This window comes from Microbulbifer elongatus, assembly GCF_021165935.1.
GTDB classification, from domain to species: Bacteria; Pseudomonadota; Gammaproteobacteria; order Pseudomonadales; family Cellvibrionaceae; genus Microbulbifer; species Microbulbifer elongatus.
Genome location: NZ_CP088953.1, coordinates 2,528,070 through 2,553,565 on the forward strand (window position 1 = coordinate 2,528,070; position 25,496 = coordinate 2,553,565).

Annotated in this window: 23 protein-coding genes and 5 tRNA genes; 23 read left to right on the forward strand and 5 right to left on the reverse strand. The window is 56.9% G+C overall.

Annotation, left to right across the window (positions count from 1 at the left end; all coding sequences use genetic code 11):
- Positions 1 to 79: 79 nt before the first annotated feature.
- Both LRR79_RS10320 and LRR79_RS10325 read right to left on the reverse strand, forming a co-directional pair.
- Positions 80 to 808 carry a UDP-2,3-diacylglucosamine diphosphatase gene (locus LRR79_RS10320; protein WP_231757133.1) on the reverse strand — a complete coding sequence of 243 codons (729 nt, stop codon included), beginning with the start codon at positions 806 to 808 and terminating at the stop codon, positions 80 to 82.
- A 49-nt stretch (positions 809 to 857) separates the two neighbouring features.
- Positions 858 to 1,367, reverse strand: a complete 510-nt coding sequence (locus tag LRR79_RS10325; protein WP_231757134.1) for a peptidylprolyl isomerase — start codon at positions 1,365 to 1,367, stop codon at positions 858 to 860.
- 164 nt (positions 1,368 to 1,531) lie between these two features.
- On the opposite strand from LRR79_RS10325, the gene LRR79_RS10330 reads away from it, so the two are divergent.
- The 11 genes from LRR79_RS10330 to LRR79_RS10380 all read left to right on the forward strand — a co-directional run bounded on the left by LRR79_RS10330 (position 1,532) and on the right by LRR79_RS10380 (position 13,724).
- Positions 1,532 to 3,205, forward strand: coding sequence for a glutamine--tRNA ligase/YqeY domain fusion protein (locus LRR79_RS10330; RefSeq protein ID WP_231757135.1), 1,674 nt, complete (start codon positions 1,532 to 1,534; stop codon positions 3,203 to 3,205).
- A gap of 137 nt (positions 3,206 to 3,342) precedes the next feature.
- A complete protein-coding gene (gene cysS, locus LRR79_RS10335) occupies positions 3,343 to 4,716 on the forward strand; it encodes a cysteine--tRNA ligase (protein WP_231757136.1) in 1,374 nt (457 codons plus the stop codon).
- Positions 4,717 to 4,867: 151 nt separating this feature from the next.
- Complete coding sequence (locus LRR79_RS10340) at positions 4,868 to 5,056, forward strand: DUF3012 domain-containing protein (protein ID WP_231757137.1); 189 nt, start codon at positions 4,868 to 4,870, stop codon at positions 5,054 to 5,056.
- A 27-nt stretch (positions 5,057 to 5,083) separates the two neighbouring features.
- Positions 5,084 to 6,523 (forward strand): Wadjet anti-phage system protein JetA family protein, encoded by a 1,440-nt coding sequence (locus LRR79_RS10345; protein WP_231757138.1) that lies wholly within the window; start codon positions 5,084 to 5,086, stop codon positions 6,521 to 6,523.
- Positions 6,516 to 7,220 carry a DUF4194 domain-containing protein gene (locus LRR79_RS10350; RefSeq protein ID WP_231757139.1) on the forward strand — a complete coding sequence of 235 codons (705 nt, stop codon included), beginning with the start codon at positions 6,516 to 6,518 and terminating at the stop codon, positions 7,218 to 7,220. Before LRR79_RS10345 ends, LRR79_RS10350 begins: the two co-directional genes overlap by 8 nt.
- 143 nt (positions 7,221 to 7,363) lie before the next feature.
- Positions 7,364 to 10,999, forward strand: a complete 3,636-nt coding sequence (locus LRR79_RS10355; protein ID WP_231757140.1) for an ATP-binding protein — start codon at positions 7,364 to 7,366, stop codon at positions 10,997 to 10,999.
- Positions 11,000 to 11,071: 72 nt separating this feature from the next.
- Positions 11,072 to 11,254: a hypothetical protein gene (locus LRR79_RS10360; protein WP_231757141.1), complete on the forward strand. Its 183-nt coding sequence runs from the start codon at positions 11,072 to 11,074 to the stop codon at positions 11,252 to 11,254.
- Between the two features lie 98 nt (positions 11,255 to 11,352).
- The gene (locus LRR79_RS10365) at positions 11,353 to 11,802 is read left to right on the forward strand and encodes a hypothetical protein (RefSeq protein WP_231757142.1); all 450 of its coding nucleotides are present in this window, start codon (positions 11,353 to 11,355) and stop codon (positions 11,800 to 11,802) included.
- Positions 11,803 to 11,941: 139 nt separating this feature from the next.
- A complete protein-coding gene (locus tag LRR79_RS10370; RefSeq protein ID WP_231757143.1) occupies positions 11,942 to 12,412 on the forward strand; it encodes a GAF domain-containing protein in 471 nt (156 codons plus the stop codon).
- Between the two features lie 15 nt (positions 12,413 to 12,427).
- Positions 12,428 to 13,180, forward strand: a complete 753-nt coding sequence (locus LRR79_RS10375; RefSeq protein WP_231757144.1) for a methyltransferase domain-containing protein — start codon at positions 12,428 to 12,430, stop codon at positions 13,178 to 13,180.
- Between the two features lie 88 nt (positions 13,181 to 13,268).
- Positions 13,269 to 13,724, forward strand: coding sequence for a hypothetical protein (locus LRR79_RS10380; RefSeq protein ID WP_231757145.1), 456 nt, complete (start codon positions 13,269 to 13,271; stop codon positions 13,722 to 13,724).
- Positions 13,725 to 13,765: 41 nt separating this feature from the next.
- On the opposite strand, the gene LRR79_RS10385 is transcribed toward LRR79_RS10380, so the two are convergent.
- The 3 genes from LRR79_RS10385 to folD are packed head-to-tail and all read right to left on the reverse strand — an operon-like array spanning position 13,766 to position 16,390.
- Positions 13,766 to 14,785 (reverse strand): class I SAM-dependent methyltransferase, encoded by a 1,020-nt coding sequence (locus LRR79_RS10385; RefSeq protein WP_231757146.1) that lies wholly within the window; start codon positions 14,783 to 14,785, stop codon positions 13,766 to 13,768.
- 32 nt (positions 14,786 to 14,817) lie between these two features.
- A complete protein-coding gene (gene rsuA, locus LRR79_RS10390; RefSeq protein ID WP_231757147.1) occupies positions 14,818 to 15,510 on the reverse strand; it encodes a 16S rRNA pseudouridine(516) synthase RsuA in 693 nt (230 codons plus the stop codon).
- Positions 15,511 to 15,544: 34 nt separating this feature from the next.
- Positions 15,545 to 16,390, reverse strand: coding sequence for a bifunctional methylenetetrahydrofolate dehydrogenase/methenyltetrahydrofolate cyclohydrolase FolD (gene folD, locus LRR79_RS10395; RefSeq protein ID WP_231757148.1), 846 nt, complete (start codon positions 16,388 to 16,390; stop codon positions 15,545 to 15,547).
- Between the two features lie 317 nt (positions 16,391 to 16,707).
- Between folD and LRR79_RS10400 the strand changes: the two genes are divergently transcribed.
- From LRR79_RS10400 to LRR79_RS10455, 12 genes are all read left to right on the forward strand, one after another.
- A tRNA-Pro gene (locus tag LRR79_RS10400) sits at positions 16,708 to 16,784 on the forward strand.
- A 17-nt stretch (positions 16,785 to 16,801) separates the two neighbouring features.
- A tRNA-Arg gene (locus LRR79_RS10405) sits at positions 16,802 to 16,878 on the forward strand.
- A 229-nt stretch (positions 16,879 to 17,107) separates the two neighbouring features.
- Positions 17,108 to 17,183: transfer RNA gene (locus tag LRR79_RS10410), tRNA-His, on the forward strand.
- A gap of 201 nt (positions 17,184 to 17,384) precedes the next feature.
- A complete protein-coding gene (gene cysC, locus LRR79_RS10415) occupies positions 17,385 to 18,008 on the forward strand; it encodes an adenylyl-sulfate kinase (RefSeq protein WP_231757149.1) in 624 nt (207 codons plus the stop codon).
- A 371-nt stretch (positions 18,009 to 18,379) separates the two neighbouring features.
- Positions 18,380 to 20,731: a DUF6351 family protein gene (locus LRR79_RS10420; RefSeq protein WP_231757150.1), complete on the forward strand. Its 2,352-nt coding sequence runs from the start codon at positions 18,380 to 18,382 to the stop codon at positions 20,729 to 20,731.
- A 179-nt stretch (positions 20,732 to 20,910) separates the two neighbouring features.
- Positions 20,911 to 20,986 (forward strand) — tRNA-Val (locus tag LRR79_RS10425).
- Between the two features lie 24 nt (positions 20,987 to 21,010).
- Positions 21,011 to 21,087: transfer RNA gene (locus tag LRR79_RS10430), tRNA-Asp, on the forward strand.
- Between the two features lie 257 nt (positions 21,088 to 21,344).
- On the forward strand, positions 21,345 to 21,707 hold the full coding sequence (locus tag LRR79_RS10435; protein ID WP_231757151.1) for an MbcA/ParS/Xre antitoxin family protein: 363 nt from the start codon (positions 21,345 to 21,347) through the stop codon (positions 21,705 to 21,707).
- Positions 21,704 to 22,486 (forward strand): RES family NAD+ phosphorylase, encoded by a 783-nt coding sequence (locus tag LRR79_RS10440; protein ID WP_231757152.1) that lies wholly within the window; start codon positions 21,704 to 21,706, stop codon positions 22,484 to 22,486. The genes LRR79_RS10435 and LRR79_RS10440 overlap by 4 nt, the downstream gene beginning before the upstream one ends.
- Positions 22,483 to 23,427 carry a 1-aminocyclopropane-1-carboxylate deaminase/D-cysteine desulfhydrase gene (locus LRR79_RS10445; protein ID WP_231757153.1) on the forward strand — a complete coding sequence of 315 codons (945 nt, stop codon included), beginning with the start codon at positions 22,483 to 22,485 and terminating at the stop codon, positions 23,425 to 23,427. Before LRR79_RS10440 ends, LRR79_RS10445 begins: the two co-directional genes overlap by 4 nt.
- 213 nt (positions 23,428 to 23,640) lie before the next feature.
- A complete protein-coding gene (locus LRR79_RS10450) occupies positions 23,641 to 24,510 on the forward strand; it encodes an NAD(+) kinase (protein WP_231757154.1) in 870 nt (289 codons plus the stop codon).
- Positions 24,511 to 24,600: 90 nt separating this feature from the next.
- Positions 24,601 to 25,455, forward strand: coding sequence for a GAS domain-containing protein (locus tag LRR79_RS10455; protein WP_231757155.1), 855 nt, complete (start codon positions 24,601 to 24,603; stop codon positions 25,453 to 25,455).
- Positions 25,456 to 25,496 lie beyond the last annotated feature (41 nt).

Consider the following 25,496-nt stretch of genomic DNA (forward strand, 5'->3'; position numbering starts at 1 on the left):
ACATTGCGTAAAACAAAAACGGGGCACATTCAGTGCCCCGTTTTTGTTTATCTGTCCGTCCGGCGTTTAACCGCGGGAATCAGGGCTCAATAGGCCATTGTTCCAGCGACAGGCCGTTTTCATCTGCCCTGGTGCACCACGCCAGCGCGCCCCAGTCCCCCAGCACGATACGCTCCGCCGCCTGGCCATTCGCGGTCAGCGCATGCCGGTCGGGTCGGTGCGTGTGTCCGTGAATCAGGGTCTGGGTGTTATGGGATTCCATGACCTTGACCACTTCCTCCGGTGTGACATCCATGATGTCTTCGGCTTTCAGGCTGTTCATGGATTTTGAGGTGGCGCGGATCTGCGCGGCAATCTGGCGGCGCTCCTCCAGGGACTTGGCAAGCAGCCCCTGCTGCCACAGCGGGTTACGGGCCTGCTGGCGGAATGCCATATATTCCTGGTCGCGGGTACACAGGCTGTCGCCGTGCATCAGCAGGACCGGGTGGCCTGCCAGCTCCACCAGGCTGGGATCCGGGAGCAGGGTGGCGCCGCAGCGCCGGGCGAAGTCTTCACCCATCAGGAAATCCCGGTTGCCGTGCATCAGGTAGAGTGCCGGGCCGGAATCGGAATAGGTCCTGAGTTGGCGCGCAACTTCTTCGATCAGGGGAGCATCGTCGTCGTCTCCGATCCATACTTCGAAAAAGTCGCCGAGGATGTGCAGCGCTTCGGCGCCCGCCGCGGGCCCTTTCAGAAAGTCAAAAAAGGCCCGGGTGATATTCGGGCGGGATTCGTCCAGGTGCAGGTCTGAAATCAGGTAGGTTGCCACTGGTCTGCTCCGCCCGGTTTGGTGTGGTATGCGAGTATTCGGGATTCGCTTACTTGTCGGCGTAGGCGTCGGAGACGGTCACACCGGTAATTTCGATGGTCTCGGTGGGTACGTCCTGATGGAAGCCGTTGCTGCCGGTGGGAACGTCCTTGATCTTGTTGACCACGTCCATACCGTCGACCACCTTGCCGAATACACAGTAGCCCCAGCCCTGTGCGTCTTTGGCGCGGAAGTTCAGGAAGTCGTTGTCTTTCACGTTGATGAAAAACTGCGCGGTGGCGGAGTGTGGGTCCATGGTGCGTGCCATGGCCAGGGTGCCGGTGTCGTTCTTCAGGCCATTATCCGCTTCGTTCTCGATCGCGTCGCGGGTGGGCTTCTGGTCCATATTCGGGGTCATGCCGCCACCCTGGATCATGAAGTTGTTGATCACCCGGTGAAAGATGGTGCCGGTGTAAAAGTCGTCGCGGCAATACAGCAGGAAGTTGGCCGCGGTCTTCGGCGCCTTGTCAAAATCCAGTTCGATGTTGATGTCGCCGTAGGTGGTGTGCAGAGTGATCATAAAATGTCCTGTCCGGGATCGGTTTGGGGCGGCATGATACTCTGTTCACAGTCCGACGCAAGCCGCGCAGCCCGGCGACTTACAAGCAGTGAAAACCCCATGCGGCGGCAGTCATCTGCGGTATAATCCGCCGCTTACTTCGAGTTGTTGATTTAGAGAAAGCTATGACATCCGAGAGCAAGCCCGCTCACTTCCTCCAGAACATCATTCGCGAAGACCTGGCCGAGGGCCGCGTCGAGCAATTGACTACCCGTTTCCCGCCGGAACCGAACGGTTACCTGCATATCGGTCACGCCAAATCCATCTGCCTGAATTTTGGTCTGGCGAATGAGTTTGGTGGTCAGTGCAACCTGCGCTTCGATGATACCAACCCGGCCAAAGAAGAAGAGGAATATGTTGATGCCATCAAGCGCGACGTATCCTGGCTGGGGTTCCAGTGGGCGGGAGATGTGCGCTACACCTCGGACTACTTTGACCAGCTGCACCAGTGGGCCATCTACCTGATCGAGCAGGGCAAGGCCTATGTATGCGATCTGAATGCGGAGCAGGCTCGCGAGTACCGCGGCACCCTGAAAGAGCCGGGCAAGAACAGCCCGTACCGCGATCGCACGGTGGAAGAGAACCTGGACCTGTTCGCGCGCATGACCGCCGGCGAGTTCGACGAGGGTAGCTGCAGCCTGCGTGCCAAGATCGATATGGCGGCGCCGAACATCAACCTGCGCGACCCGATCATCTACCGGATCAAGAAAATGGCGCACCACCAGACCGGTGACAAATGGTGCGTCTACCCGAGCTACGACTTCGCCCACGGTCAGTCTGATGCCATCGAAGGGATCAGCCACTCCATCTGCACCCTGGAGTTTGAAGACCACAAGCCGCTGTACGACTGGTTTATCGAAAACCTGCCGGTGCCGGCGCGCCCGCGCCAGTACGAGTTTGCCCGCCTGCACCTGAACTACACCGTGGTGTCCAAGCGCAAACTGAAGCAGCTGGTGGACGAGGGCTTTGTGGACGGCTGGGACGATCCGCGGATGCCGACCATTTCCGGTCTGCGTCGCCGCGGTGTGACCCCGGCTTCTATCCGTCAGTTCTGCGAAATGATCGGTGTTACCCGCTCCGACTCCACCGTTGATGTGGGCATGCTGGAATACGCGATCCGTGACGACCTAGACAAAAACGCGCCTCGCGCCATGTGTGTGCTGAAGCCGCTCAAGGTGACCCTCACCAATTACCCGGAGGGGCAGCAGGAAATGCTGAGTGCCCCCGGCCACCCGGTGCGTGAAGACCTGCCGACGCGTGAGCTGCCGTTTACCAAAACCCTGTATATCGAACAGGAAGACTTCCGCGAGGAAGCCAACAAGAAATACAAGCGACTGGTGCTGGGCAAAAAGGTGCGTCTGCGCAATGCCTACGTGATTCAGGCGGACGAAGTCATCAAGAACGATGCCGGAGACATTGTGGAAGTTCTGTGTTCCGTGGACCTGGATACCCTGGGTAAAGATCCGGCAGATGGCGTCAAGCCCAAGGGAGTTATTCACTGGGTGTCTGCGGACAACAACGTGGACTGCGAGGTGCGCCTCTACGACCGCCTGTTCAACGAAGAGTCCCCGGATGTCGGCGACAAGAACTTCCTGGAGTCCGTCAACCCGGACAACCTGGAGGTGCTGACTGGCTGTAAAGCCGAAATCGGCCTCGCCGAAGCGCAGCCGGAAAAAGGCTATCAGTTCGAGCGCAACGGTTATTTCTGCCGCGACAGCAAATACGGCACGCCGGAAAAGCCGGTGTTCAACCGCACTATCGGGTTGCGTGATAGCTGGGCCAAAGAACAAAACAAGTAAGTTTACCCGTCGGGATTGGTGGATGCGCTGCGCTTATCCACCCTACGGCCATGGGTTTTGTATTTGTAGGGCGGATAAGCGAAGCGCATCCACCGTCCGTTACCGAAAAGCCACAAAATCAGAAACAGCGAGAACCGATGTCTCTCAAGGTTTACAACACCTTCTCCGGTGAAAAGGAAATCTTCACGCCCATTCAGGAAAACCGCGTGCGTATGTACGTGTGCGGCCCGACCGTGTACAACCGTGTGCACATCGGCAATGCGCGCCCGGCGGTGGTGTTCGATACACTCTATCGCGTGCTGAAAAGCCTCTACAGCGACGTGGTGTACGCGCGCAACATTACCGATATCGACGACAAGATCATGAAGGCCGCGCGGGACAACGGCGAAGAAATCGGCGCTCTCAGCGCGCGCTTTGCCCAGGCCTATTTCGAGGATATGCAGGCGCTGAATACCCTGCAGCCAGATGTTACCCCTTACGCTACCCAGCACCTGCCGGAAATGATCGCCATGATCGAGGCGCTGGTGGAAAAAGGGCATGCGTACGCTGCAGAGGGCCACGTGCTCTTCGCAGTGCAGTCTATGGACGACTACGGCAAACTCTCCAAGCGTTCTCTCGACGACATGCTCGCCGGCGCCCGAGTGGAAGTGGCACCGTATAAGAGATACGCCGGGGATTTTGTGCTGTGGAAGCCGTCGTCAGAAGACGAGCCCGGTTGGGAGAGCCCCTGGGGCCGCGGTCGCCCGGGCTGGCACCTGGAGTGCTCGGCCATGATCAAAAAGCACCTCGGGGATACCATCGATATCCACGGCGGTGGTCGCGACCTGACCTTTCCGCACCACGAAAACGAAATCGCCCAGAGCTGCTGTGCCAACGGCAAAGAGTTTGTGCGTTACTGGATGCACAACGGCTACGTCAACATCGACGGCGAGAAAATGTCCAAATCCCTGGGCAACTTCCGCATGGTCAATGACCTGCTGCAACAGTACCCCGGCGAAGTACTGCGCTTCGCACTGCTCTCCGCCCACTACCGTTCCGAACTGAATTTCAGCGCGGACCTGCTGGATCAGGCCTGGCGCACCCTTGATGGCCTCTACGGTGCACTGCGCGAAACCCAGTCGGTGGAAGCGGCCGAAGCGAACCTAGAGGGCACTGCCTTTATCGAGGCCCTGCACGATGACCTGAATACCCCCATTGCCATCAGCGAATTGCACCAGCTCGCCCGCGAGCTGAACAAAGCCGCTGACGCCGACAAGCCCGCGCTCAAGGGCCAGTTGCTCGCGGCCAGCGAGATGCTGGGTATCCTGCAGATGGATGCGGAAGCCTGGTTCAAGCAATCCCGCGGCGGCGATGAGATCAGCGAAGACGAGATCGAGGCCCTGATCGCCGAGCGCCAGCAGAGCAAGAAAGACAAAAACTTCGCCCGCGCCGACGAGATCCGCGAGGAGCTGAAGGCCAAGGGTGTGGTTTTGGAAGACAGCCGCGAAGGCACCAAGTGGCGTCGAGAGTAATGTCCGGCTGAGCACCACATACACCGTCATGCCGGCACAGAGCCTGTGCCGGACTTGATCCGGTACCGGTATCCAGTTCGAAGCTCCGCAGCCTGGATTCCGGCATGCGCCGGAATGACGAAACAAAAGATAAAAACTAGAGAAAACGACCATGAAAAAAATCTTCACAGTTGCGTCCATCCTCTCCGCCGCTTTCCTGCTCACCGCCTGTGAACCCAAGCGTGGTTCCGATGCCTGGTGCAAGAAAATGGATGAAACCCCGAAGGGCGACTGGAGCTTCAAAGACGCCGGTGACTACACTAAATTCTGTGTGCTGAACCAGAAACCTGAAGACCAGTAAACTGACCTCTGACCGGAAGCCTGCCCGTTGTTCTTTGCAGATTCCTACCAGCACTTCTTCCGCCCGCTCACCGGCAAATACCGTGAGCAGGTGGTCGAATGCCTGCGCCTGTTATACGAGCGCCTGTACACTGCCAAGGCGGACTACGGCGAGTCGCTCACCCGCGAACAGATTCTGGAAATCTTTTCCGAGGCCCTGACCCGAGCCCCGCAGCTGGACAGCGACGGCAGTGCGGAGCCGGAAGGGCGCTTTCGCGGTTTGCGCGAGCAGTCCGTCTGGGTGCTGAACAGTCTGGTGGAGTTTGGCTGGCTGGAGAAGCTGGTGGACACCGCCACGCTTACCATCTCTTATCCCTTCAGCCGGCGCGGTCGGCTGTTTACCCAGCCGCTGGTGGAGCTGAACAGCACCCGCGTGCGCACCCGCCACCGCAACACCCGCAATACGCTCAACTCCCTGGAAGCCTTCGCCAATCGCGGGGAGGTTTACGACCTGATCGACGCCTGGGAGTATTCCGAGCGCATCGTCGCCGATTTCACGGATATGATCGCGGAGCTGGAAGAGCGCAAACGGGAAATGGTGCGCGAGGTGGAAGCGCAGATTCTGGTGCAGCAGGCTACCGACGAATTTTTCTCGTTTATGGAGAGCCGCTTCCAGCCAGGCCTGGCGATTCGCCTTTCCGCCGACAGTGTGGAAAAGCACCGCGACAGCATCAGTCGGGTCATCGGTCAGATTCGTCGCAAAGACAACAACAGAAAGGCCGAGTGGGAGCAGCGTCTGCGCCAGCAGCTCCCGGAGCTGCACGCCGAGGGGCAGTCGGTCCTTTGGTTGATGCTGGACACCATCGAAGACCGTATGCGCCGCGCCTGTGAGGTAAAACTCCCGGCATTGCGCCAGGCCCTGCAGGGCTTTACCAAGCGCGCGGAGATCATAATCCGCCAGCTGAGTTACCTGCAGAGTAGCACCGAAGGGGCCTTCACCGATCTGTGCCAGGAACTGGGTACAAACAGCGAGCGCGACCAATTACTCGGCAGGCTGGGCAGTGATCTCGCCGCCTTCCAGTTGCGGTTGTACGACCCGAAGCAGACACAATTGTGGCAGCGCAACCGCCGCCAGCCCGTCAACACCCTGGTGGAAGACATAGTGCCTATCGATGACGACAGGCAGCGTGGCATCGTCTTACAGCAACTGTTGGATCAAGCATTCAACTTTAACAGTAGTGACCTGCGCAATTATTTGAGCAGTGCTTTGCGCGCGGGAAAATCGGTCAGTAGTCGCGATCTGCCACTCACCAACGCCCGCGACCTGCTTGCCATGAGCCATGCCCTGGAAGCGGCGGCTGTGTCCCAGGATGGCAGTGGCCCCTTTGTGGAAGTGACCTTTACCGGTGAGACCGCCAGTAACGATTACTTCGAGCAATTTGATGAATACACGCTTGAATTGAAAACCGAGTCAGAAAATCGTGATTGAACAGGCATTGGAAGAAGCACTGGCCCAGTGCAAGTTGACCCGCAACGAATTCTCCGAGCTGCTGGTGCGCCTGCTGGATTACGGAGTGATCTGCCGGGACGAAAGTAATGTGGAGACGGTACTGTACGACCGCTTCCAGCGCTGCGAGCCGCTGATCCGCGAGTGGATTGCCCCGCTGGGCCTGCGCCTGCAGCACGACAGCCGCTTTCAGTTTATCCGCGTCTATCCGCCGGGGGCGGAAGTTCCCGGTATGCCGGATCAGGAGGAGCCGCACCACGGTGGCTTCCGCGCACGCCTGTCTCAACAGGAGGTGGCGGCGATTCTGGTGTTGCGGGTGGAGTACGACAAATCTCTGCGGGAAGGGCAGGTAGACGACCAGGGGTGCGTGGCACTGACACTGGAAGCCCTTGAACTCGGCCTGCGCAATCTGCTGAAAATGTCCCTTCCGGACAAGCTCGCCGAGCGCAAACAGCTCCTGAAAAAGCTCCGTCAGCTGCGCCTGATCCAGTTTAACGGCGAAGACAGCGAGGCCGTGGCCGAAACCCTGTTGCGGGTGCGGCCGACCATTGCGCAGTTTGTCAGTGAATCCGCGCTGGCGCAGTTGCTGGAGAGCGATACGTCGAATGACGAGGTGGAGCAAGTCGAGCGGATTACTCCGGCTAGCGAAGATCACAGCCTCTTCGCCACTGAACAATAGTACCGTCATTCCGGCGCAGAGCCTGAGCCGGACTTGATCCGGTATCGGCATCCAGTGCTACGTAGTGCTGGATGCCGGATCAAGTCCGGCATCACGACAGCGCATCTGCCAACGAGAAAAATTAAACCGAGCACACGAAACGTATGTTTCTGAAAAAACTCATCCTGATCAACTGGGGCAATATTCCCCAGCTGGAATACGACTTCGGCCCCATCAACCTGTTTTCCGGTGGCAATGGCTCCGGCAAAACCACCGCCGCCGATGCCATCCAGACATTGATGACCGCCGCCCACGATACCCTGTTTACCTTCAATCCGGGGCAGGACGAGACCACCCAGCGCGGGCGCGGCGGCAAGCAGGTGCGCACACTTGCATCTTACGTACTCGGCTGCGACGACGGCAGCTACGCGCGGCTGCAGCCTACCGATTGTTATATCGCGGGCAATTTCTTCCCCACCGAAGGTGAAGACGGCGAGCCCTTTACCGCCATCATGGCTATCCGCGCACACCTGGATGCCAGCTCCAAACCCGCCCAGGCGCGCCAGGACAATCTGAAATTTTTCGTGATCCCCGGCGAGCAGCTGGCCATGGGCGATTTCATCAAGGAATACAAAGACGGCAAGCACCTGCTACCCCTGGACAAGTTCTACAGTGTTGCCAGCAAGCAGTTCGGCAAGGTCGAGCAGTACGACAAAAAGAAAGCCTATCTGCGCCGGCTTTATGGCGCGCTGCGCGGCCGGAAGGATGCAGTACCGGATCGCGAGGCCACTCACGCCGCACGCACCTTTGCCAACTTTATGGCCTACAAACCGGTAAAGAGCATCAACGATTTTGTCGCCCAGGAAGTGTTGGAAAAGCGCGACCTCGGCGAGGCGATCCGCTCCGTATCCGAGCTGATGAAAACCATTCACGGAATGGAGCAGGAGGCGCGGGAAATTGTCGACCGCGTGGAGGCCCTGGCGAGTATCGGGGAATCGGCCGGCCTGTACACCGAGCAGTGGTTGCAACTGCGCGTGCAGGAGTATCTGCAGGCCAAGCACCAGCAATTGCGGGTGCAGAAAACCTATGTCGAGGGGAAAAACCGGCAGAAGGAAACCCGTGCGGAACTCGAGCGCACCGGCCAGGAAATCCTCCAGTCGGAGGGTCGTACCCGCCACCTGAGTGAGCAGCTGGTGGCGATCCAGGCTCAGCGCCAGGGTGTGGCGGCGCTGCGCAGCAAAGACGAGCTGGATCAGAAGATCGAGGAAGCGAATCGCACCCTGTCTTCGCTTGCGGCGCCGCTGGCCAGCCAGCAGCAGAGCTTTGCGGAAAATCAGGCCGCCGCCGGTGAGTTGCTGTCCCTGTTGAGTACCACCTCTGTTTCCCTGGAGATTCCGGCGTTCAGTGACGGTGGCCTGGTCAAGTCATTGAAGGCGGTCGCCCGGGGTGATGCGCTGCCAAAGCTGGACGGCCTGCTGGGCAAAGACTGGATTGATCTGTCCGCCCAGGAGTCGCTGCGAGAAGCGGTGGCCAATGCTGAGGCGCAGCAGAATCGTTTCGTGCAGCAGATGACCGGCGCAGAACCCGGGGAAGTGACCCTGCGGGATCAGGTCAACGATCTGGTGTCCCGCGGCGAGCTCAAGGTGCAGCAGGTGCAAAAGCAGTTGCACGCCCAGGAATCCCGTATTCACCACCTGCAGTCCAACCGTGTGCGCTACCCGCAGTATGTGGACCAGGCGCTGGCGGCGATTCGCGAACAGTGCCCCCAGGCCGAGCCCCAGGTGTTGTGTGATTTTGTGGAAGTACTAGACGAGCGCTGGCAGATGGCCGTGGAAGGCTATCTGGGCGGTGCCCGCTTCTCCATTATTGTCGACCCGGATTACGAAGCGGAAGCGATTGGTATCGTGCGCAGTATGCCGGGCCGCGGCAACCGGGCACGGGTCATCCAGGGCGACAAAGCCCGCCGGGATGCCGAGCGACTTGACCCGCAGAACAGATCCATCGTCGAGCTGATGTCGTTTAGCCACAAGACGGCGGAGTACTATTTGCGTGCGTCTTACGGCTCTGTGCTGCAGGTGCGCGATGCCGCCGAACTCAAGGGCACCCGCCGTGGCCTGACCTCGGAAGGCTTGGCCAGCGGCAACTACAGTATGTGGCGCTGTGATATTGATGACAGTGAGCTGGTGTTCGGCCAGGGTGCGCGGGCGCGGGCACTGGCAGCCCAGGAGCGCGCTCTGCAACAATTATTGAAAGAGGCGGGCGCGATTAACGATCAGCAGCAACAGTTGCGTAAACTGTCGCAGGCTGTGCGCAGTCTGACGCCACTGAAGCTGCTGGATGCGGTGGATACTGCGCTGAATGCCCAGCGCCAGGGCCGCAACGCGGAGCAGGCACTGTCCAATCTCGATCTGGACGATGGAATGGAGCTGGAGCAACAGGCTAACGCGCTCCACGAAAAGCTCGAGGCCGAACGCCAGCAGGGCGCCGGTCTGCAGAAGCTGGCCGGCAAACTGGAAAGCAATCTCGACGGTATCGCTCGTCAGTTGCAGGCGCTGTCGGCGCAGCTGGATCAACTGGACGAAGCCCTGTCGGACAGTGAAGCGGCGGTGCAGCGTATTGCCCAGATCACCCCGGACTTTGATGCCGAAGCCACCCTGCAAAAAGCCGACGACCAGGCCGCACAGGCGGATGACGGTTTCGACTTCTCCCAGGATGTGGCCGAGTGGCGTGGTCTGCTGCAGAAGTACAGCCATCAGTTGCTGAAAGCGGTGATGGACTACAACAGCAGTTGCAGCACCGGCGACACGCTGTCGTTTGATCCCGACTTCGCCGCCGGTCACAACGAAGGCCAGTTCAAGCTGGTGTGCCAGCTGGTGGAGCAGGTGACGGCCCTGCGCAACCGTCTGAAGAACAATCTGCTGGTGGATCGCCACGAGCAGCTGCAGGGGCTCAAAAAGTCCTTCAATACCACCTTCGTCACCCACCTGTGTCACGCCATCTACCAGTCCATCAATGATGGCAAGCGCGTGCTGGACGACCTGAACCAGGAGCTGGAGCACCACCGCTTTGGTGCCGATCGCGAGCGCTTCCGTTTCGATTACCGCTGGGTGCCGGAATTCAGGGAATACTGGAATTTCTTCAAGGCGGTGATCGAGCTGCCGAATCTGGGTGAAGAGCAGAGCCTGTTTGATGCGGACCTGGATCCAAAGCACCAGAAGGTGCGCGACCGCCTGTTGGGAATGTTGCTGAGTGAAGACGAGCAGGTGGCGCGCCGCGAGCTCGACCGCATCAGCGACTACCGCAACTATCGCAATTACGAGATCTACAAGGAGCCTCAGGGCAAGGAGCCCATTGCGCTCAGTCAGTACGGCACCGGCTCCGGCGGGCAGCTGGAAACACCGGCGTATATCATCCGCTCCGCCGCGGTCACCTCCGCGTTCCGCTTCAATGACGGCAACAGCCATCTGAAAATGGTGCTGGTGGACGAGGCTTTCTCCAAAATGGATGAATCCCGCTCTCGCGAGGTGATTCGCTACCTCACTGAGACGCTGGGTCTGCAGTTGCTGTTCATCATGCCCAGCAGCAAGTCCGGCCCGTTTATGGACCTGATCTCCAACCAGTTTGTGTTCAGCAAGTGCCCGAGCCCCAAGCCCATCGGTGAGCTGAATACCCGGGTGTATGTGGATCGCAAGGTGTGCAATCAGGAGAAAATTGCCAAACTCTGGGCCAACCACCGCCACACCATCCGGCAGCAGGCGAGTCTGGAGTTCCTGGATCTGGTGGACGAGGTTCCCGAATAAGCCTCGGATTTCGTCATCCCGACACAGGCCGGGACCCAGAGCTGCGAAGCTGGATACCGGATCAAGTCCGGTATGACGGTTATTCTCGGATACCGGATCAAGTCCGGTACGACGGCTATTTTTGGATACCAGATCAAGCTGGGTATGACGGTTATTCTCGAATGCCGGATCAAGCCGGGTATGACGGCTATTCTTGGATACCGGATCACGTCCGATGCGATAAGGAAGGGAGCAGCCTTACTGGTCATAGATTGAACTTGCGTTTTACACGCCAGTTCACGGAATATATCCCCGGTTCCGTTAATATTTGCCAGATTATATGCAGTAGTCACGCAAAAGCAGGGGAGGCTTGAATGCGTCAGTTTTCGATTTTATTGGTCTTCGTGGTCGCCTTTGGGGGCGCTGCGGTGCTGTATGAGCAAGAAAGTCGCAAAGTCAAAGGTGTACTCTCGCAGATTACTGATCTGCAGGCCAAGCTGGGGGATATGCAGGCGGAGATTAATCGTCTGAATGCAGAGCTGGAAGCCGTCAAACTGGCGGATCGTCGCCGCCCGAATCTGAACACCATTGCCAGTCGCGTGCTCAAAAACGCACCTGCTGAACCCAGTGCGCCGACCAGCCAGCCGCCCTCCGGCACGCGCTCGCGTGGCCTGGTTGCGGGGGATGTTACCACCACCGGTCCGGCGATTCGGGCAAATAAGTCGGAGAGTGACGACAGTGAGTGGGCGAGACCAACGGTGGATGCTGAGGCCTATGAGGTGCAATCTGAAGCCGATACACCGATAGCGGATCCCTACCAGTAAATTCCAGGTCAGTGATCTGGAGGGCAAGCTTTATTCCCTGCACTCCAGCCCTTACAATCGCCCTGAGCCCGCTTGCTGCGGGCTTTTCACTTTCTGGCCGCCCGTTACGGGTAGCTGGTTGCCATTGTCTGAGGTCGCTATGACGGTTACACCCTTTTACCAATCTCTCTCCAGCCAATTGACCGGTCTGTTGACCGGCGAGCGGGACTGGCTGGCCAATACCGCCAACGCCAGTGCCTTGTTGTGGCTGGAATTGTCCGACATCAACTGGGCCGGGTTTTATTTTCTGCACGGTGATGAATTGCGCCTGGGGCCCTTTCAGGGCAAACCCGCGTGTACGCGTATTGCGGTCGGCGCGGGTGTTTGCGGCACCGCGGTGAAAACCGGGCAGTCGCAACTGGTGGAGGATGTCCATGCGTTCCCCGGGCACATCGCTTGCGATGCGGTCTCGGCGTCGGAAATCGTGGTGCCCCTGTACAACGGTGATCGCTGTATCGGAGTGCTGGATATCGATAGCCCGCAGATCGCCCGCTTTACCGAGCAGGATCTCGCCGGTATCGAGCAGTTCGCGACAACCCTGCTGGAGCACTCGGACTTGCCAGGCAACTAAAACGGGCACCCGGGGATGGCAGTCATCTGGCAGCAGCGCCGCGGTGGCAACCGCTATGAAGTGCGAACCCACGGAGCGTCGGTGCGCCTGTACAGTAATGGTGTGTTTCATTCTCAGTGGAACCCGCGGGATCCCTTGAAGGGGTCATTGTGGGAGCTGCTGTTGCTGCCCGTGTTCTTTCGTCGCCCACAACAGATCAAGCGTGTGCTGTTGCTTGGCGTGGGTGGTGGCGCTCTGATTCGACTGCTGCAGACCTATGCCTTCCCGCACACCATTGTCGGTGTCGATATTGACCCGGTACATCTCAAGGTTGCCAAACGTTTTTTCGGGGTCGCGGGTACCGAGCTGATTTGCGCCGATGCCCGGCAATACATTTCGGAGTGCCAGGGCACTTCGGCTGAAAGGTTTGACCTGGTGGTCGATGATCTGTTCGACCATACGGACGGTGTGGCCCAGCGGGCAATTCCTGCAGATCCAGATTGGTGCGGACAGCTCCTGGAGCTTCTCACCCCTGATGGGGTTCTGGTCGGCAACTTCGGCAGTCGTCGCGAGCTGCTTGATAGCGGGTGGCGTCGGCCGCAGCTGCGTGCACAACTCGCACAGGAAAAAGGCGCATGGACTCTGGAGCACCCGGTTTACGAGAATTGCATCGGTGTGTTCAGTCGTCGTCCACTGATCCGTGCCGAGCTTCTGCAGCAGGCACCACCTGCGATCAACCCCGGCAATCCCAGCCGTAAACTGGATTCTCGCCTGCGCGCGCTTCGTTAGGGTCCTGCCGAACGGGTATTTAGATTGGCGGGTTAATGATCCCTGAGTCTATACTGGTTTTAGTCAGTTATTTTCCCAGGACCAGTTGATGCGGTACAAGACCTTGGAAGATGTGATCCAGGAGGGGAGGGAGTTCCACCTAAAACTGAGCCGCCAGTACGAAGAGTTTGAGTTGCTCGCTGCCAATGCGCGCGCCAGCCTGTTGCTCGATCAGTTAAAACGGCGGGAAGTGTCCATGACCCATACCCTGGAAAACTTCCGGGATGATGTGGGCGAAGGGGCGTTGCACACCTGGGTACAGTTTGCACCCGAGGGGCGGGAGCCAGAATTACTCCAGCGGCTGCGCAATACGGATATTTCCGATGTGGACGCCATTGGCCAAGTCGCGATGGATATTGAAATGTACCTGGCCGATCAATACCGGGACCTACTGCTGGTGGCAGATACGCCGAGCGCGAAGCATGCGCTGGAGCGGCTACTGGAACTGGAGCAACTCGAAGAGCACACCCTCTCGGTGAATCTGTTTAATCTAAGGGACTATTGAGCGGTGAGCATTGAACACTTGTGTGCTTGCCTGACCGTCGTTTAGCGGGTCAGACGATAGAGGCAGAATCCTCGCGCTTTTTCCAACTCTTCCACCTTTCCGAAAAGCGTTTCGGCTTTCTTCCCGAGCGGGATGAACTCATTCACTACAAATAAGGCCGTACCCCGTGGGCGCAGTATCCGAGCCGCCTGGCTCAGAAAGTGGCCGGTAAGATCACCCTCGACCTGGAAGCCCTGATGGAAGGGGGGATTGCACAGAACCAGGTCGGCGGACGCACTGGCTATCTGTGATCCGGCATCACCGGGTACGACCTCTCCCGGGATATTGCTTTCCATGAAATTTTTCTCACAGGCAATCAGTGCGGCGGCATTATTGTCTGTCGCGAGGATTCGGGCCTGAGTGGCGATTTTTGCCAGCTGGCAGCTGAGATAGCCGTAGCCGCAGCCCAGATCTACCGCGGTAAAAGGAGATGGGCCCAAATGGTCGGCAAAATGCGCGGCCAGAAGTGCGCTGCCTACGTCGATCTTGTTCCAGCCAAATTGTCCGGGCTTGGAGTAGAGATCGCCCAGTGCCATCACGGGGCGGAGGGAGCGGTAGTCACTATCGTCCAGTGGTGCACCGAGGGGTGCGCCGACGGCAAGCCTTGATCGGCTCAGATACTCCGCACCGTGCTTTTGCAGACGCTTGGGCGTGCCCAGATACTGCGCTGTTTTTTGTGCGTAAGTCTTGATACCGCTGTTCTTGCTGCCGAGCAGTAACAGTTCACCGTTTTCCTGAAGAACCTTCGGTGCAGAGTTGATCACGTAGTGGACGGCTGCCTTTTCTTTGGAAACCGGATATAGAATCTGCGAAAAGTGATTGCCCGCATGGGTCAGTTCAAAGTCCGAAAACACCGCCGTGACGCCACATAGCTGCGCCGCCTGTACCAGATCCCAGCGGTTACTGAGCATTGTCCCGGCAAATGAAAAGTCTTGGGTAAGCAGGGGCTTCGCATTTTCGTCTGCGATCCACAGGGTGCTTGCGTCACTATCGCGCAACAGCTGGGCGAGCAGGGTAGACATACTCAGTTTCCGGGGTGGTTGGTAACAGGCAATCAACCAATACTGGCGATTTCTTCCGGGGTCAGCGGACGGTAGTCCCCTTCCGACAGCAACTCATCGAGCTGGATTTCGCCGATGCTCTCCCGGTGCAGCTCCAGCACTTTGTTGCCGAGTGCGGCAAACATACGCTTCACCTGGTGGTAGCGTCCTTCGGTGATGGTGATGCGGACTTCGTTGCGGTAGAGAATTTCGAGCCTGGCGGGCTTGGTGCGGGTCTTCTCATGGTTGAGCCAGACCCCTTTTTCGAATTTCTCTACCGCATCGTCGGCAATGGGTTCCGCCAGGTGCGCGTAGTAGGTTTTGGCGCACTGATGGCGGGGCGAGGCAATGCGATGGGACCACTGGCCGTCGTCGGTGATCAGTACCAGACCGGTGGTATCGATATCCAGGCGCCCTGCAATATGCAGTTTTTGCAGGTTGGGCTCATCCAGCAGGTCCAGCACGATGGGGTGTTCGCCATCTTTGGTGGCACACACATAACCCAAGGGTTTGTTCAGCATAAAGTAGCGCGGACCGGCCGCACCCAGTACTTCGCCGTCCAGGCACACTTCGTCTGCGTCACTGACTTTGACGGAAGGGTCGGTCACCGCCACGCCATTGACGGTAATCCGTTCCTGGCGCGCGGCCCGTTTGACGTCTGCCCGGGACAGATCCGTTACCTGGCTGACGGCTTTATCGAGCCGCATGATGGATGCCGATGATGGCGAAGATGAAGAGGATTTAGCCAAGCTTTTTCTCACCGGAATCGACAGACTGATAAATCAGGGTGTTGATGGTCATGGGGCCGACACCGCCGGGAACCGGGGTATAGGCAGACACGCGCTCTGCCAGCGGGCCCAGCTCGATATCACCCACGCCACCGGGGTGGTAGCCGGCATCCACAACCACGGCGCCATCTTTAATCCAGTCCGCCTTGATAAACTCCGGGCGGCCCACGGCACCCACCACGATATCGGCGCGGCGGATATGCTCGGCCAGGTTTTGGGTGCGGGAGTGGCAAATGGTCACGGTGGCATTGGCATTCAGCAGCATGGCCGCCATGGGCTTGCCCAGGATCGGACTGCGGCCGACAACAACCGCGTGCTTGCCTTCCAGTGCGATGTTGTAGGCTTCCAGCAGGCGCATGATACCTTTCGGGGTGGCACAGCCGTAGGCCTCTTCACCCATCGCCATACGACCGAAGCCCAGGCAGGTGACGCCATCGACGTCTTTTTCCAGAGCGATGGCATCGAAGCAGGCGCGCTCGTCGATCTGCTCGGGCACCGGGTGTTGCAGCAGGATACCGTGTACGTTCGGGTTGGCGTTCAGCTCTTCAATCTTCGCCAGCAACTGCTCGGTGGTGGTCGAGGAGGGGAGCTCTACCTGCAGGGAATCCATACCGATACGGCGGCAGGCGTTGCCCTTCATCTTTACGTAGGTGGCGGATGCGGGATCATCACCCACCAGGATGGTGGCCAGGATCGGCGTCTGACCGCCGCTTTTTTCCTTCATCGCCGCCACGCGGGCAGAAAGTTCTTCTTCTGTTTTCTGGGCAAGGGCCTTGCCGTCCAGAACCAGTGCAGACATAGAGTATTCTCAACCTGAACAGGGAGCGCAGCCGCGGGAATGTGGACGCGCTCATGAATAGTTAGAGCGAGCAGGCTGCCGAACCGGACTTTCCCTCGCGACGAGCGCCTAAGTCCGTCAGCCTGCTAAAGCTTAATTTAGGCGCGGCATTTTCGCACAAGCGGCGAACATTTTCCCTATTCGGTCACTCATAAGATCACCACATTGGCGAAAGGCTAAACTACTTTAAAAAAGAATGGCTTAGCGCCGTTGACACCCTAGGGAGCCGCAAGTAATATGCGCGCTCTCGAACGGGGGGACACCCTCGGGAAAGAAATCGGGGCATAGCGCAGTCTGGTAGCGCGCCTGCTTTGGGAGCAGGATGTCGGGGGTTCGAATCCCTCTGCCCCGACCAATTTACCGGGTTTTCTTGCGCCCGTAGCTCAGCTGGATAGAGCATCCGCCTTCTAAGCGGATGGTCGCAGGTTCGAGTCCTGCCGGGCGTGCCATATCTCTGATAGTGGCTGCGAGCTTGGCAGACTAGTGATGGTCCGCAGCGAGCTAAAAGACGCAGGACTATTCCGGCCCATCAGCACAGCTGATGGGCGTAAAAATCGCCCAAAGCGGTGCTTTGCAAGCGGCGATTTTTACCCTGCCGGGCTTTGTGCCAGGTTGGGAGCGCGGTGGAAACATCGCCGTTGTGCAGCCACAGTGTACAACGTTAAACACCGCTCAATGGTGGCCGTAGCTCAGTTGGTAGAGCACAGGATTGTGGCTCCTGAGGTCGCGGGTTCGATCCCCGTCGGCCACCCCATATATGACCTGATGGTCCCGCAAACCCGGCTTTATGCCGGGTTTTTTGGTTTTAGCACTTTATTGTTCTATGGGTTGCCTTTACCTGCACTGGGGCGATCTAGGATAATGCGCGCCAGTTTTAGATTTCCGTCCCAAATGCTGTTGAGTACTTGGCGTCGGAGCAATTATTCGCAAGTTCAACTGTACTTAGGGGAAGAGAGTGACGGAAGTAGTCGAGCGTAAGGCAACCAATGTTCATTGGCACGATGGGGAAGTTACCCGTGGTGACCGTGCTGCAATGCTGGGTCATAAAGGTGTGACCCTGTGGTTCACTGGCCTGTCCGGATCCGGTAAAAGCACCGTTGCGGTTGCTTTAGAGAAAGCGCTGACTGCCCGTGGCGTACTGACTTACCGTCTCGATGGCGACAATATCCGTCTCGGTATCAACTCCAACCTGGGCTTCTCCGCGGAAGACCGTCAGGAAAACATCCGTCGTGTAGGCGAGATCTCCAAACTGTTCGCCGACACTGGCGTCGTGGTTCTGAGCAGCTTTATCAGCCCCTACGCCGATGATCGCGCCATGGTACGCAAGGTCCACAAAGAGGGTGACCTGCCGTTTATGGAAGTGTTTGTCGACTGCTCCTTGGAAGCCGCTGAAGAACGTGACCCGAAAGGCCTGTACAAGAAAGCCCGCGCTGGCGAGATCCGCGGCTTCACCGGCATCGACGACCCCTACGAAGCGCCAGAATCACCGGAACTGCATCTGCGCACCGACAAAATGACCCTGGAAGAAGAGGTTGAGGCGGTGATCAAATCCCTGCAGGATCGCGGCATCATTGTCTGATCCTGATGGGTTGCTGCAGGAGTCTGTTACCAGGCTCCTGCAGAGTGGCACGAAAAATTCTCATGGCGAGTCAGTCACGTGCTATTTCAGGAAAAAGTGCTCCCGCAAATAGACCTTTCGACATCAACGTTCTTTGATTTCTCCATTCTTTCTGTCTAAATTTCAAACGGCAATTCCTGCCGAATTTTCTTCGAGTAAACTCGCCCGCCAACCGGCCAACGCTTTTCCCGGCGCCACATATACTGTTGCTGTGCCCGCGGTTTTTGATGACGAAAGGCTTCGTCTCTTCGGTGCACAGGAATACACGGCGTACGGAGGCGCATATGGCTTGGAGCGCAAGGAATTTGACTGCGCGATTTGGAGTCCGGCGCGTGGTGACCAGTATTGTTGCCACGCTGTTTATTCTGCTGGGGCTGGGTACCTGGTTTGTTTATGAAAACCTCCCACGGCTGCCGGGTGTACCAAAAGCACCGGTGGTTGGCGTGCCCAAAGGGGCGCTGGATCATGCGCCTCAGCCGGCCTACCTAGGTGATCACCCGAGGAAAAGTGGTCGCCCGGCCGAATATTTTCCATTCCCTATTGCGATTGGCGAGAGTGGGCCAGTCGAAACCCTGTTCTCGGGGCCTTCCACCTATCCGTTTCTGTGTGGAGAAAACAAAGTCACCAATAATCAGCCATTGGTGGATAACCACAATGGCGAAGGTATTCCGGTATTTGCCCTTGATGAGAATGGGGAGCAGACCGATGAAGTGATCGGTTACAGTCGCGACTGCAGTCACGGGACCGCAGTTTCCTATTTCTATCGCAGTTCAGTAGACGGGCAGTTTCACCCGCTTGAGGATGCGAACAACGATATAGATCAGGTGACCGTTAACGGTCGCACCACGGATTTTGTGGTGCGACTTGAAACCGGCACCATCAACCGGTTTTTCTACGCGATCGCTGCCTTGAGAGGCGACGGCGAAACCGCTGACAATCCCAATACCAGCAACTGGAACAAGCGGTTAATTTACCAGTTTCGCGGTGGTGTCGGCGTGGGTCGCCGCCAGGGAAATATCGGTCGTAATCACATCGTCGAGCGGCGGGAAGATCAGCTTGCGCGAGGGTACGCCATCGTCTATTCCACCGCGAACCAGACCAGTAACCACTACAACATATGGTTGGCCGAAGACACTGCACGGCGTTTGAAGAAGCAGTTTTCCGCACTCTATGAAGAGCCTCTGTACACGGTGGGCATCGGTGGGTCCGGTGGTGCCATTCAGCAATACCTGATCGCGCAGAACGCACCGGGTGTACTGGATGCAGCGTTACCGCTGTATTCCTATCCAGACATGGTGAGCCAGACCATATACGTGTTTGACTGTGAGCCTCTTGAATATTATTTCGATGTGGTGGCCGCCGGTGACGAGCGCTGGAGGGAGGTCTCCGAACGGGAGGCCATTATTGGTCTCGCGACCAAAACAGATTTCGATCATCGCTTTAAGATTCTGGAAAACGCCGTCGGGTTGTTTGATGGCCGTTACAAGGGGACAGCCAACGGCGCTTCTGAATGCGTTCAGGGGTGGCGAGGTCTGGTTCCACTGGTGAACAACCCGAATTTTATACATTTCAGTGCGAGTTATGCGGATGCAGTGGCGAAACAGACACACTGGACGCACTGGGAGGACCTGCGTGATTTCTACGGTGCGGGGCAGGATGGTTACGCCAACAGTGCCTGGGACAATCAGGGGGTCCAGTACGGATTGAATGCGCTGAAGCAGGGAAAAATTGATATCGACGAATTCCTGCGCCTCAACGCGACCATTGGCGGCTGGAAAGAGCCCACAGAGCAGGGTGGTGAAAAGCTCTGGTTTATGAACGGTGATGTCTTCCCGGTAGAGCTGTCCGTGTGGAGCGAGCACAACATGAATCTGGGTGGGCTGGATAACCCGGCCCCCAGAAGTGTGGCGGATATTGAAGCAATCGAAGGTATCTACCGGTCGGGGCACGTATTCCTGGGGGATGTCGAGATACCTATCGTCGACCTGCGGCACTATCTGGAAGGTGAACTGGATATGCACCACAGCCTCGCGTCCTTCTCAAGCCGCGAGCGTATCCGTCGGGCGCGGGGGCATGCGGAGAATCAGCTGATCTGGATGAGTCATAAAAAATACAACCCGGTCGATGAGGCCCTCGATATCATCGACCATTGGATTCAGAAAATCGCGGAAAACCCCGAACGCGGCGTAGCCGGTAACAAGCCGGTAGAGGCGACCGATCGCTGTTTCGACAAAAACGGAAACGTGCTGGCTGCTGGTCCAGGTGTCTGGGACGGCGCATGGAATCACAAGCCCGATGGTGCATGTATGCAGCGGTATCCCATTTACAGCACCCCCCGTCAGATGGCCGGCGCACCCATAACCGGCGATGTGTTCAAGTGCGCTTTGCAGCCCCTGGAGCGCGCAATCGCCAAAGATACCTATGGCGCAGCCACGGATGACGTTGTTTCCCGTATTGATGAGATGCGGCGGATCTTCCCGGATGGTGTGTGTAATTACAACGAGCCCGATATTGGGCGTCCAAAAGGCCCGCTATTCCAGCAGGGTGGACCTGTCATCATTGCCGGGCAGCCGGTGAATTCGGACTATCGCTTGGCGCCAGAGCAGATTGCAGGGGAGCCTGAGGTGGAAGAAGAAATCGTGCCGACCCCGGTGTCTGCGGAGGCCGTACCTTTGGAAGATTAGTTCTAAAAATCAATGACTTAGGTTAATAAATAGGCGCTGAAAAGTTTTTTAATTTTTTGGCGTCTTTTTTGTTGACACTAAATCACAGTCCGGTAAGATGCGCCTCGCTCTCGGGGGACAAGCCCAGAGCGAAATCGGAAAACTTGATCGCTTTTAGCTCGAAAGACAGTTACCCGAAAGGGTGGTTAGCTCAGTTGGTAGAGCGGCGCCCTTACAAGGCGTAGGTCACAGGTTCGACCCCTGTACCACCCACCACTTCCTTAAAGGAAGCACTACCGCGGACCGGTAGTTCAGTTGGTTAGAATGCCGGCCTGTCACGCCGGAGGTCGCGGGTTCGAGTCCCGTCCGGTCCGCCATATACGCAAAAGGCCCTGTTCGAAAGAGCAGGGCCTTTTGCGTATATGGCGGACCGTCGGACTCGAGCCACCGTTCGACCAAATCGCAAAGCGATGTAGGGCGCCGAAGGCGCCCGCAGGGCGAAGGCCGATAGGCCTGAGTCAGTCCCGTCCCGATGTGGCACATACTGTACTCCTAGGTTTCACCACCTTTGCAATTTGTCCATTTGTCGAATATATTTAGGTCAAATGTCCTCTAATTACAGCCCGGAGGCAAAATGGCCAACCCAGCCCATACCCCGCAAGCCACCGAAGATCAGGTCCTCCTAGAGGCAACTCTCAATACTGCCAGCCACCTGGGCCTGAAAAAGAAAGAGCTCAGTGAAATCATCCACCTGGATGATCGCACGTTGCGCCGCCGCAGTGGCCTGGCCCCCCAGAGTGCCGAAGGGCAGCTCGCCCTGTTGCTGGTTCGGGCCTATCGCTCCGCGTTCGTGCTGATGGGGGGAGAAGAGGGCGCCAAGACCTGGTTCGCCACTGCCAACCGCGCATTAAACGGCGTACCCAAAGAAATAGCTCACCGTATCGATGGTCTCGTACGCATCGTCACCTACCTGGACGCAATGCGGGGTAAGGTGTGATCGACCTTCGGGACAAGATCCGAAACTCGGCCATCCGGCTGCTCGGGCGGCTGTACAGAATTATTGAATCTCAGGAAGAAGTCGCCACCCGGGGTCTCGTCGATAGCCTGCAGAAGCAGGAGGTTCTGGAAAACCTCCTCGAACAGAGCAAACCTGCCAGGCTACCGGGGAGCGAAGATCTGCACTATCTGCTGGCGACGCCGTTTCGCTACCCGCCGCTTCCCTGGGGATCAAGGTTTGGTGGCGTCGCCGAGAGCGGTATCTTTTACGGCAGTAAAACCATCGACACGGTACTCGCCGAGACTGCTTATTACCGGTTGTTATTTATTAGCGACATGGCGCATCCCCCGCCGAATCCTGTAACCAGCTTCCACCAGGTTTTTTCTGCCAAATACTGCGCTGATCCCGGGGTTCGCCTGCAATCGACAGAATGGCAGGACTACTGGCCACAGCTAACCCACGCTGCGGAGTACCGTTTCTGCCAGCTGCTGGGAACACAGGCACGAGAGGTTGGGATTCAGGGTTTTGAAACGCCGTCTGCCCGTGCTCTTTCTGCGGGCGTTGCGGAGCTGCCGACAGCCGGTGTCGAGGGGATCAATATAGCGTTATTTGACCCTCAGGCACTATTGCGTCGCCCACCCACCATGGAAGCGGAAGTTACCGCTGAGTCTTCGAGCGAGGGCGTGGCCTTCCTGGTCAAGACCGGCAGCGGCGTTCAGTCCCGCAATTTTTCTCGAGATCTGTTCGAGGCATCCGGCCAGATCCCGCAGCCCGCATGATCCGCTACCTGACCGAGTTGAGCCTGGAAGCCTTTACGGAGGCCGCCAGAAACGTGCCCTATCAGCAAATTGAGTCCGAACTGTTTCCCGGTATCGATCTCTGGATCCGCCGCGACGACCTCATCGATCCCATTATTTCTGGCAACAAAGCCTACAAGCTGATATTCAATCTGCTGGAGGCCCGTGCGCAGGGCAAGGATACGATTGTCACCTGCGGCGGTGCCTGGTCGAACCACATCCACGCCACCGCCGCTGCCGGACAGCGGTTTGGGTTCAAAACTATCGGCATCATACGCGGTGAACGCCCCCCCGCGCTGAGTGCCATGTTGCAGGACGCCGAGCGGTTTGGAATGGAATTACGGTTTGTGTCTCGCGCTGTATATAGGAAGAGAGCGGAAGAAGGGTTTTGGGCGCAGTTGGGGCTATCCGGCGAGCGGTATTGGTACGTGCCGGAGGGCGGGGCGAATGAGCAAGGGGCCCGAGGGGTTGAGATTTGGGGGCAGGTGATCCGGGAAACTTGCCCAGTACCCATGGATGAGTGCTGGCTGGCCTGTGGCACCGGGCTGACACTGGGTGCATTGAGTGCAAGTCTTGGTGCGTCAATACCATGTATTGGGGTAGCGGTTCTAGGGGCAGAGGCGAGTATCAGGAACACGGCGGGTTTCTGGGGGCGCGGGCTCCCATCTAATGATTCTCGAATAATTACAGGTGAACATCATGGGGGTTATGGCAAAACCTCCGAATTACTACGCCTCGATATCTGCGAAATAGAGGACTGCAGTGGCGTCAGGTTCGACCATGTGTATACGGGGAAGGTAGTTTCTGCAATCAAAAAAAGCCGCGTTAATCTCACCTCAAAAAAATGTAATACGCGCCAGCGCCGAGTCCTGTTCATACATACCGGAGGGGCGCAGGGGGCACGCGGATTGGTCGTAAAGTGATCAAAATACTAGGTTTTTGTACAAATAATATGCAGATTGGCTTGTGACCAGGCAGGCGCACACAACCCCGAATCAGGTTCGACTCGCTCTTTTCCCTCAGGCATAATCACCTGTCATATTACCCGCTGATAGATCAGAAATTGAACAGTTTCTGGTTGAAGCGCAAAACTCAAAAAACTGCATTGGCCCAGATTCGGGCACCTTGGGGGAGCGGTGTCGGAATTTCAGAATATCGGTCTTATCGGCCGAACCGAAAGTGATAGCGCAGTCATCTCACTCAAACGCCTGATGGCGTTTCTTGAGAGAGGGGGCTATTCCGTCGTGCTCGAAAAGAATACAGCCAATGATGTTGTCGGTCACAAAGCCAGAGTTTCAAGTAAAGATAAACTCGGTGAACTCTGTGATCTGGTTATCGTTGTGGGGGGGGATGGCAGTTTGCTCGCTGCTGCACGCGCTTTGGCCAAATTCAGTGTGCCTCTACTGGGGATCAATCGCGGCCGATTGGGCTTTCTGACCGATATCACCCCAGATGAAATTGAACAAAAGGTAGGGGAAGTGCTCTCCGGCAAATATATGGCTGAGAGCCGCTTCTTGCTGGATATGTCCGTCACCCGTGATGGTAAACCAATAGGTAAAGGATCCTCTCTCAATGATGTGGTGATTCACCCGGGTGAGTATATCCGCATGATTGAGTTTGATCTGTTTATTGATGGGCAGTTTGTATACACGCAGCGCTCAGATGGGTTGATCGTCTCCACGCCCACGGGGTCCACCGCGTATGCACTGTCCGGCGGTGGGCCGATTATGCATCCTAAGCTCGATGCAATCGTGGTGGTCCCTTTAAACCCGCATACTCTTAGCAGTAGGCCGATCGTGGTAGAGGGAAGTAGTGAATTTAAGATCATTATCGGTGAACATAATTCTACCCACTCCTATGTAACCTGTGACGGGCACGACCAGGTGATCACCGAACCGGGCGATGTGATTCGTATACATAAAAAGCCGCATAGGCTCACTTTGATACACCCGATTGATCACAACTTCTATGAGACATGCAGGTCAAAACTAGGCTGGTTGAGTTGAGTAAATGGCAAGTGTCGATTTTAATCCGGTACTTAATTTAGCTTTTATGGGGTTTAAATAGCAGTGGGCAAAATCGAAGAGCGGCGACCAATGAAACTAATATTGAATAGCGTTTCAGGTATACCCACGAGTACGATTTCTCGGGTTATAGGAACTCTTGGCCTAAGCATAACTGAGGCTGAAGAAGGTCAATTAACTAGAGCTCTTAACGATACGGCTTCCGAGGGAGAGTTTTATCTGTTGGTACAGCGCCATCCGATAAAGGTGATTGCGGAAAGCCTTCGAAAAAGGAATGACCCATTTGGTGCATTGGATATGTGGTGTAACGAAACTGAGCGCCAGATTCAGTTTCGTAAGATTAATGCAAACCAAGCATTATTCGTGGATGTCGATAACTCGGCAGAAAATCTAGGCACTCTCCTACCGGATGTCAATAGAGTAGTCGATGCTAGGGGCAGGTCAACCCAAGCTGTCGGTCGCCAAAAACCAGACTTTTACGATCTGCTCGCTGAAGCAGTGATATCGAGAAATTCGAAGGCAGTAGGGTTGTATGAAAGTCTCTGTAGTTACTTTTCAGGACCGGCTGATGGGCTCTTTGATTCAGAGCTCGATGTTAATTACCTAGTTAGTGAACTGGAGTCAATGACCTATGCGGAAGAGCAAAACGACTCATTATTGAAAGCTATTCAGAAGGAAAATCAAATTCTGTTGGCTCAATTACACACTGCAGAATCAGACCTAGATAATATGTATAAAAAGCTAGCTTCATATAGTCGCAAACAAAACCCTCTTGTAGGGAAGTTCGCCAAAAGAGAGGGGCGGCGATTTCATCAATGGTTGAGGCGAAACCTCGTAAGCGTTGTGAACCCTAGGAATAGTATTATCTGGAAGATTTCAGCCCCGCTGCGGTCTGTTACTAGGTCCGCACGAAAATCCTTGTCCTGAAACATACATGTATGGTTCGTAAAAAATTTATAGTTCGTGGC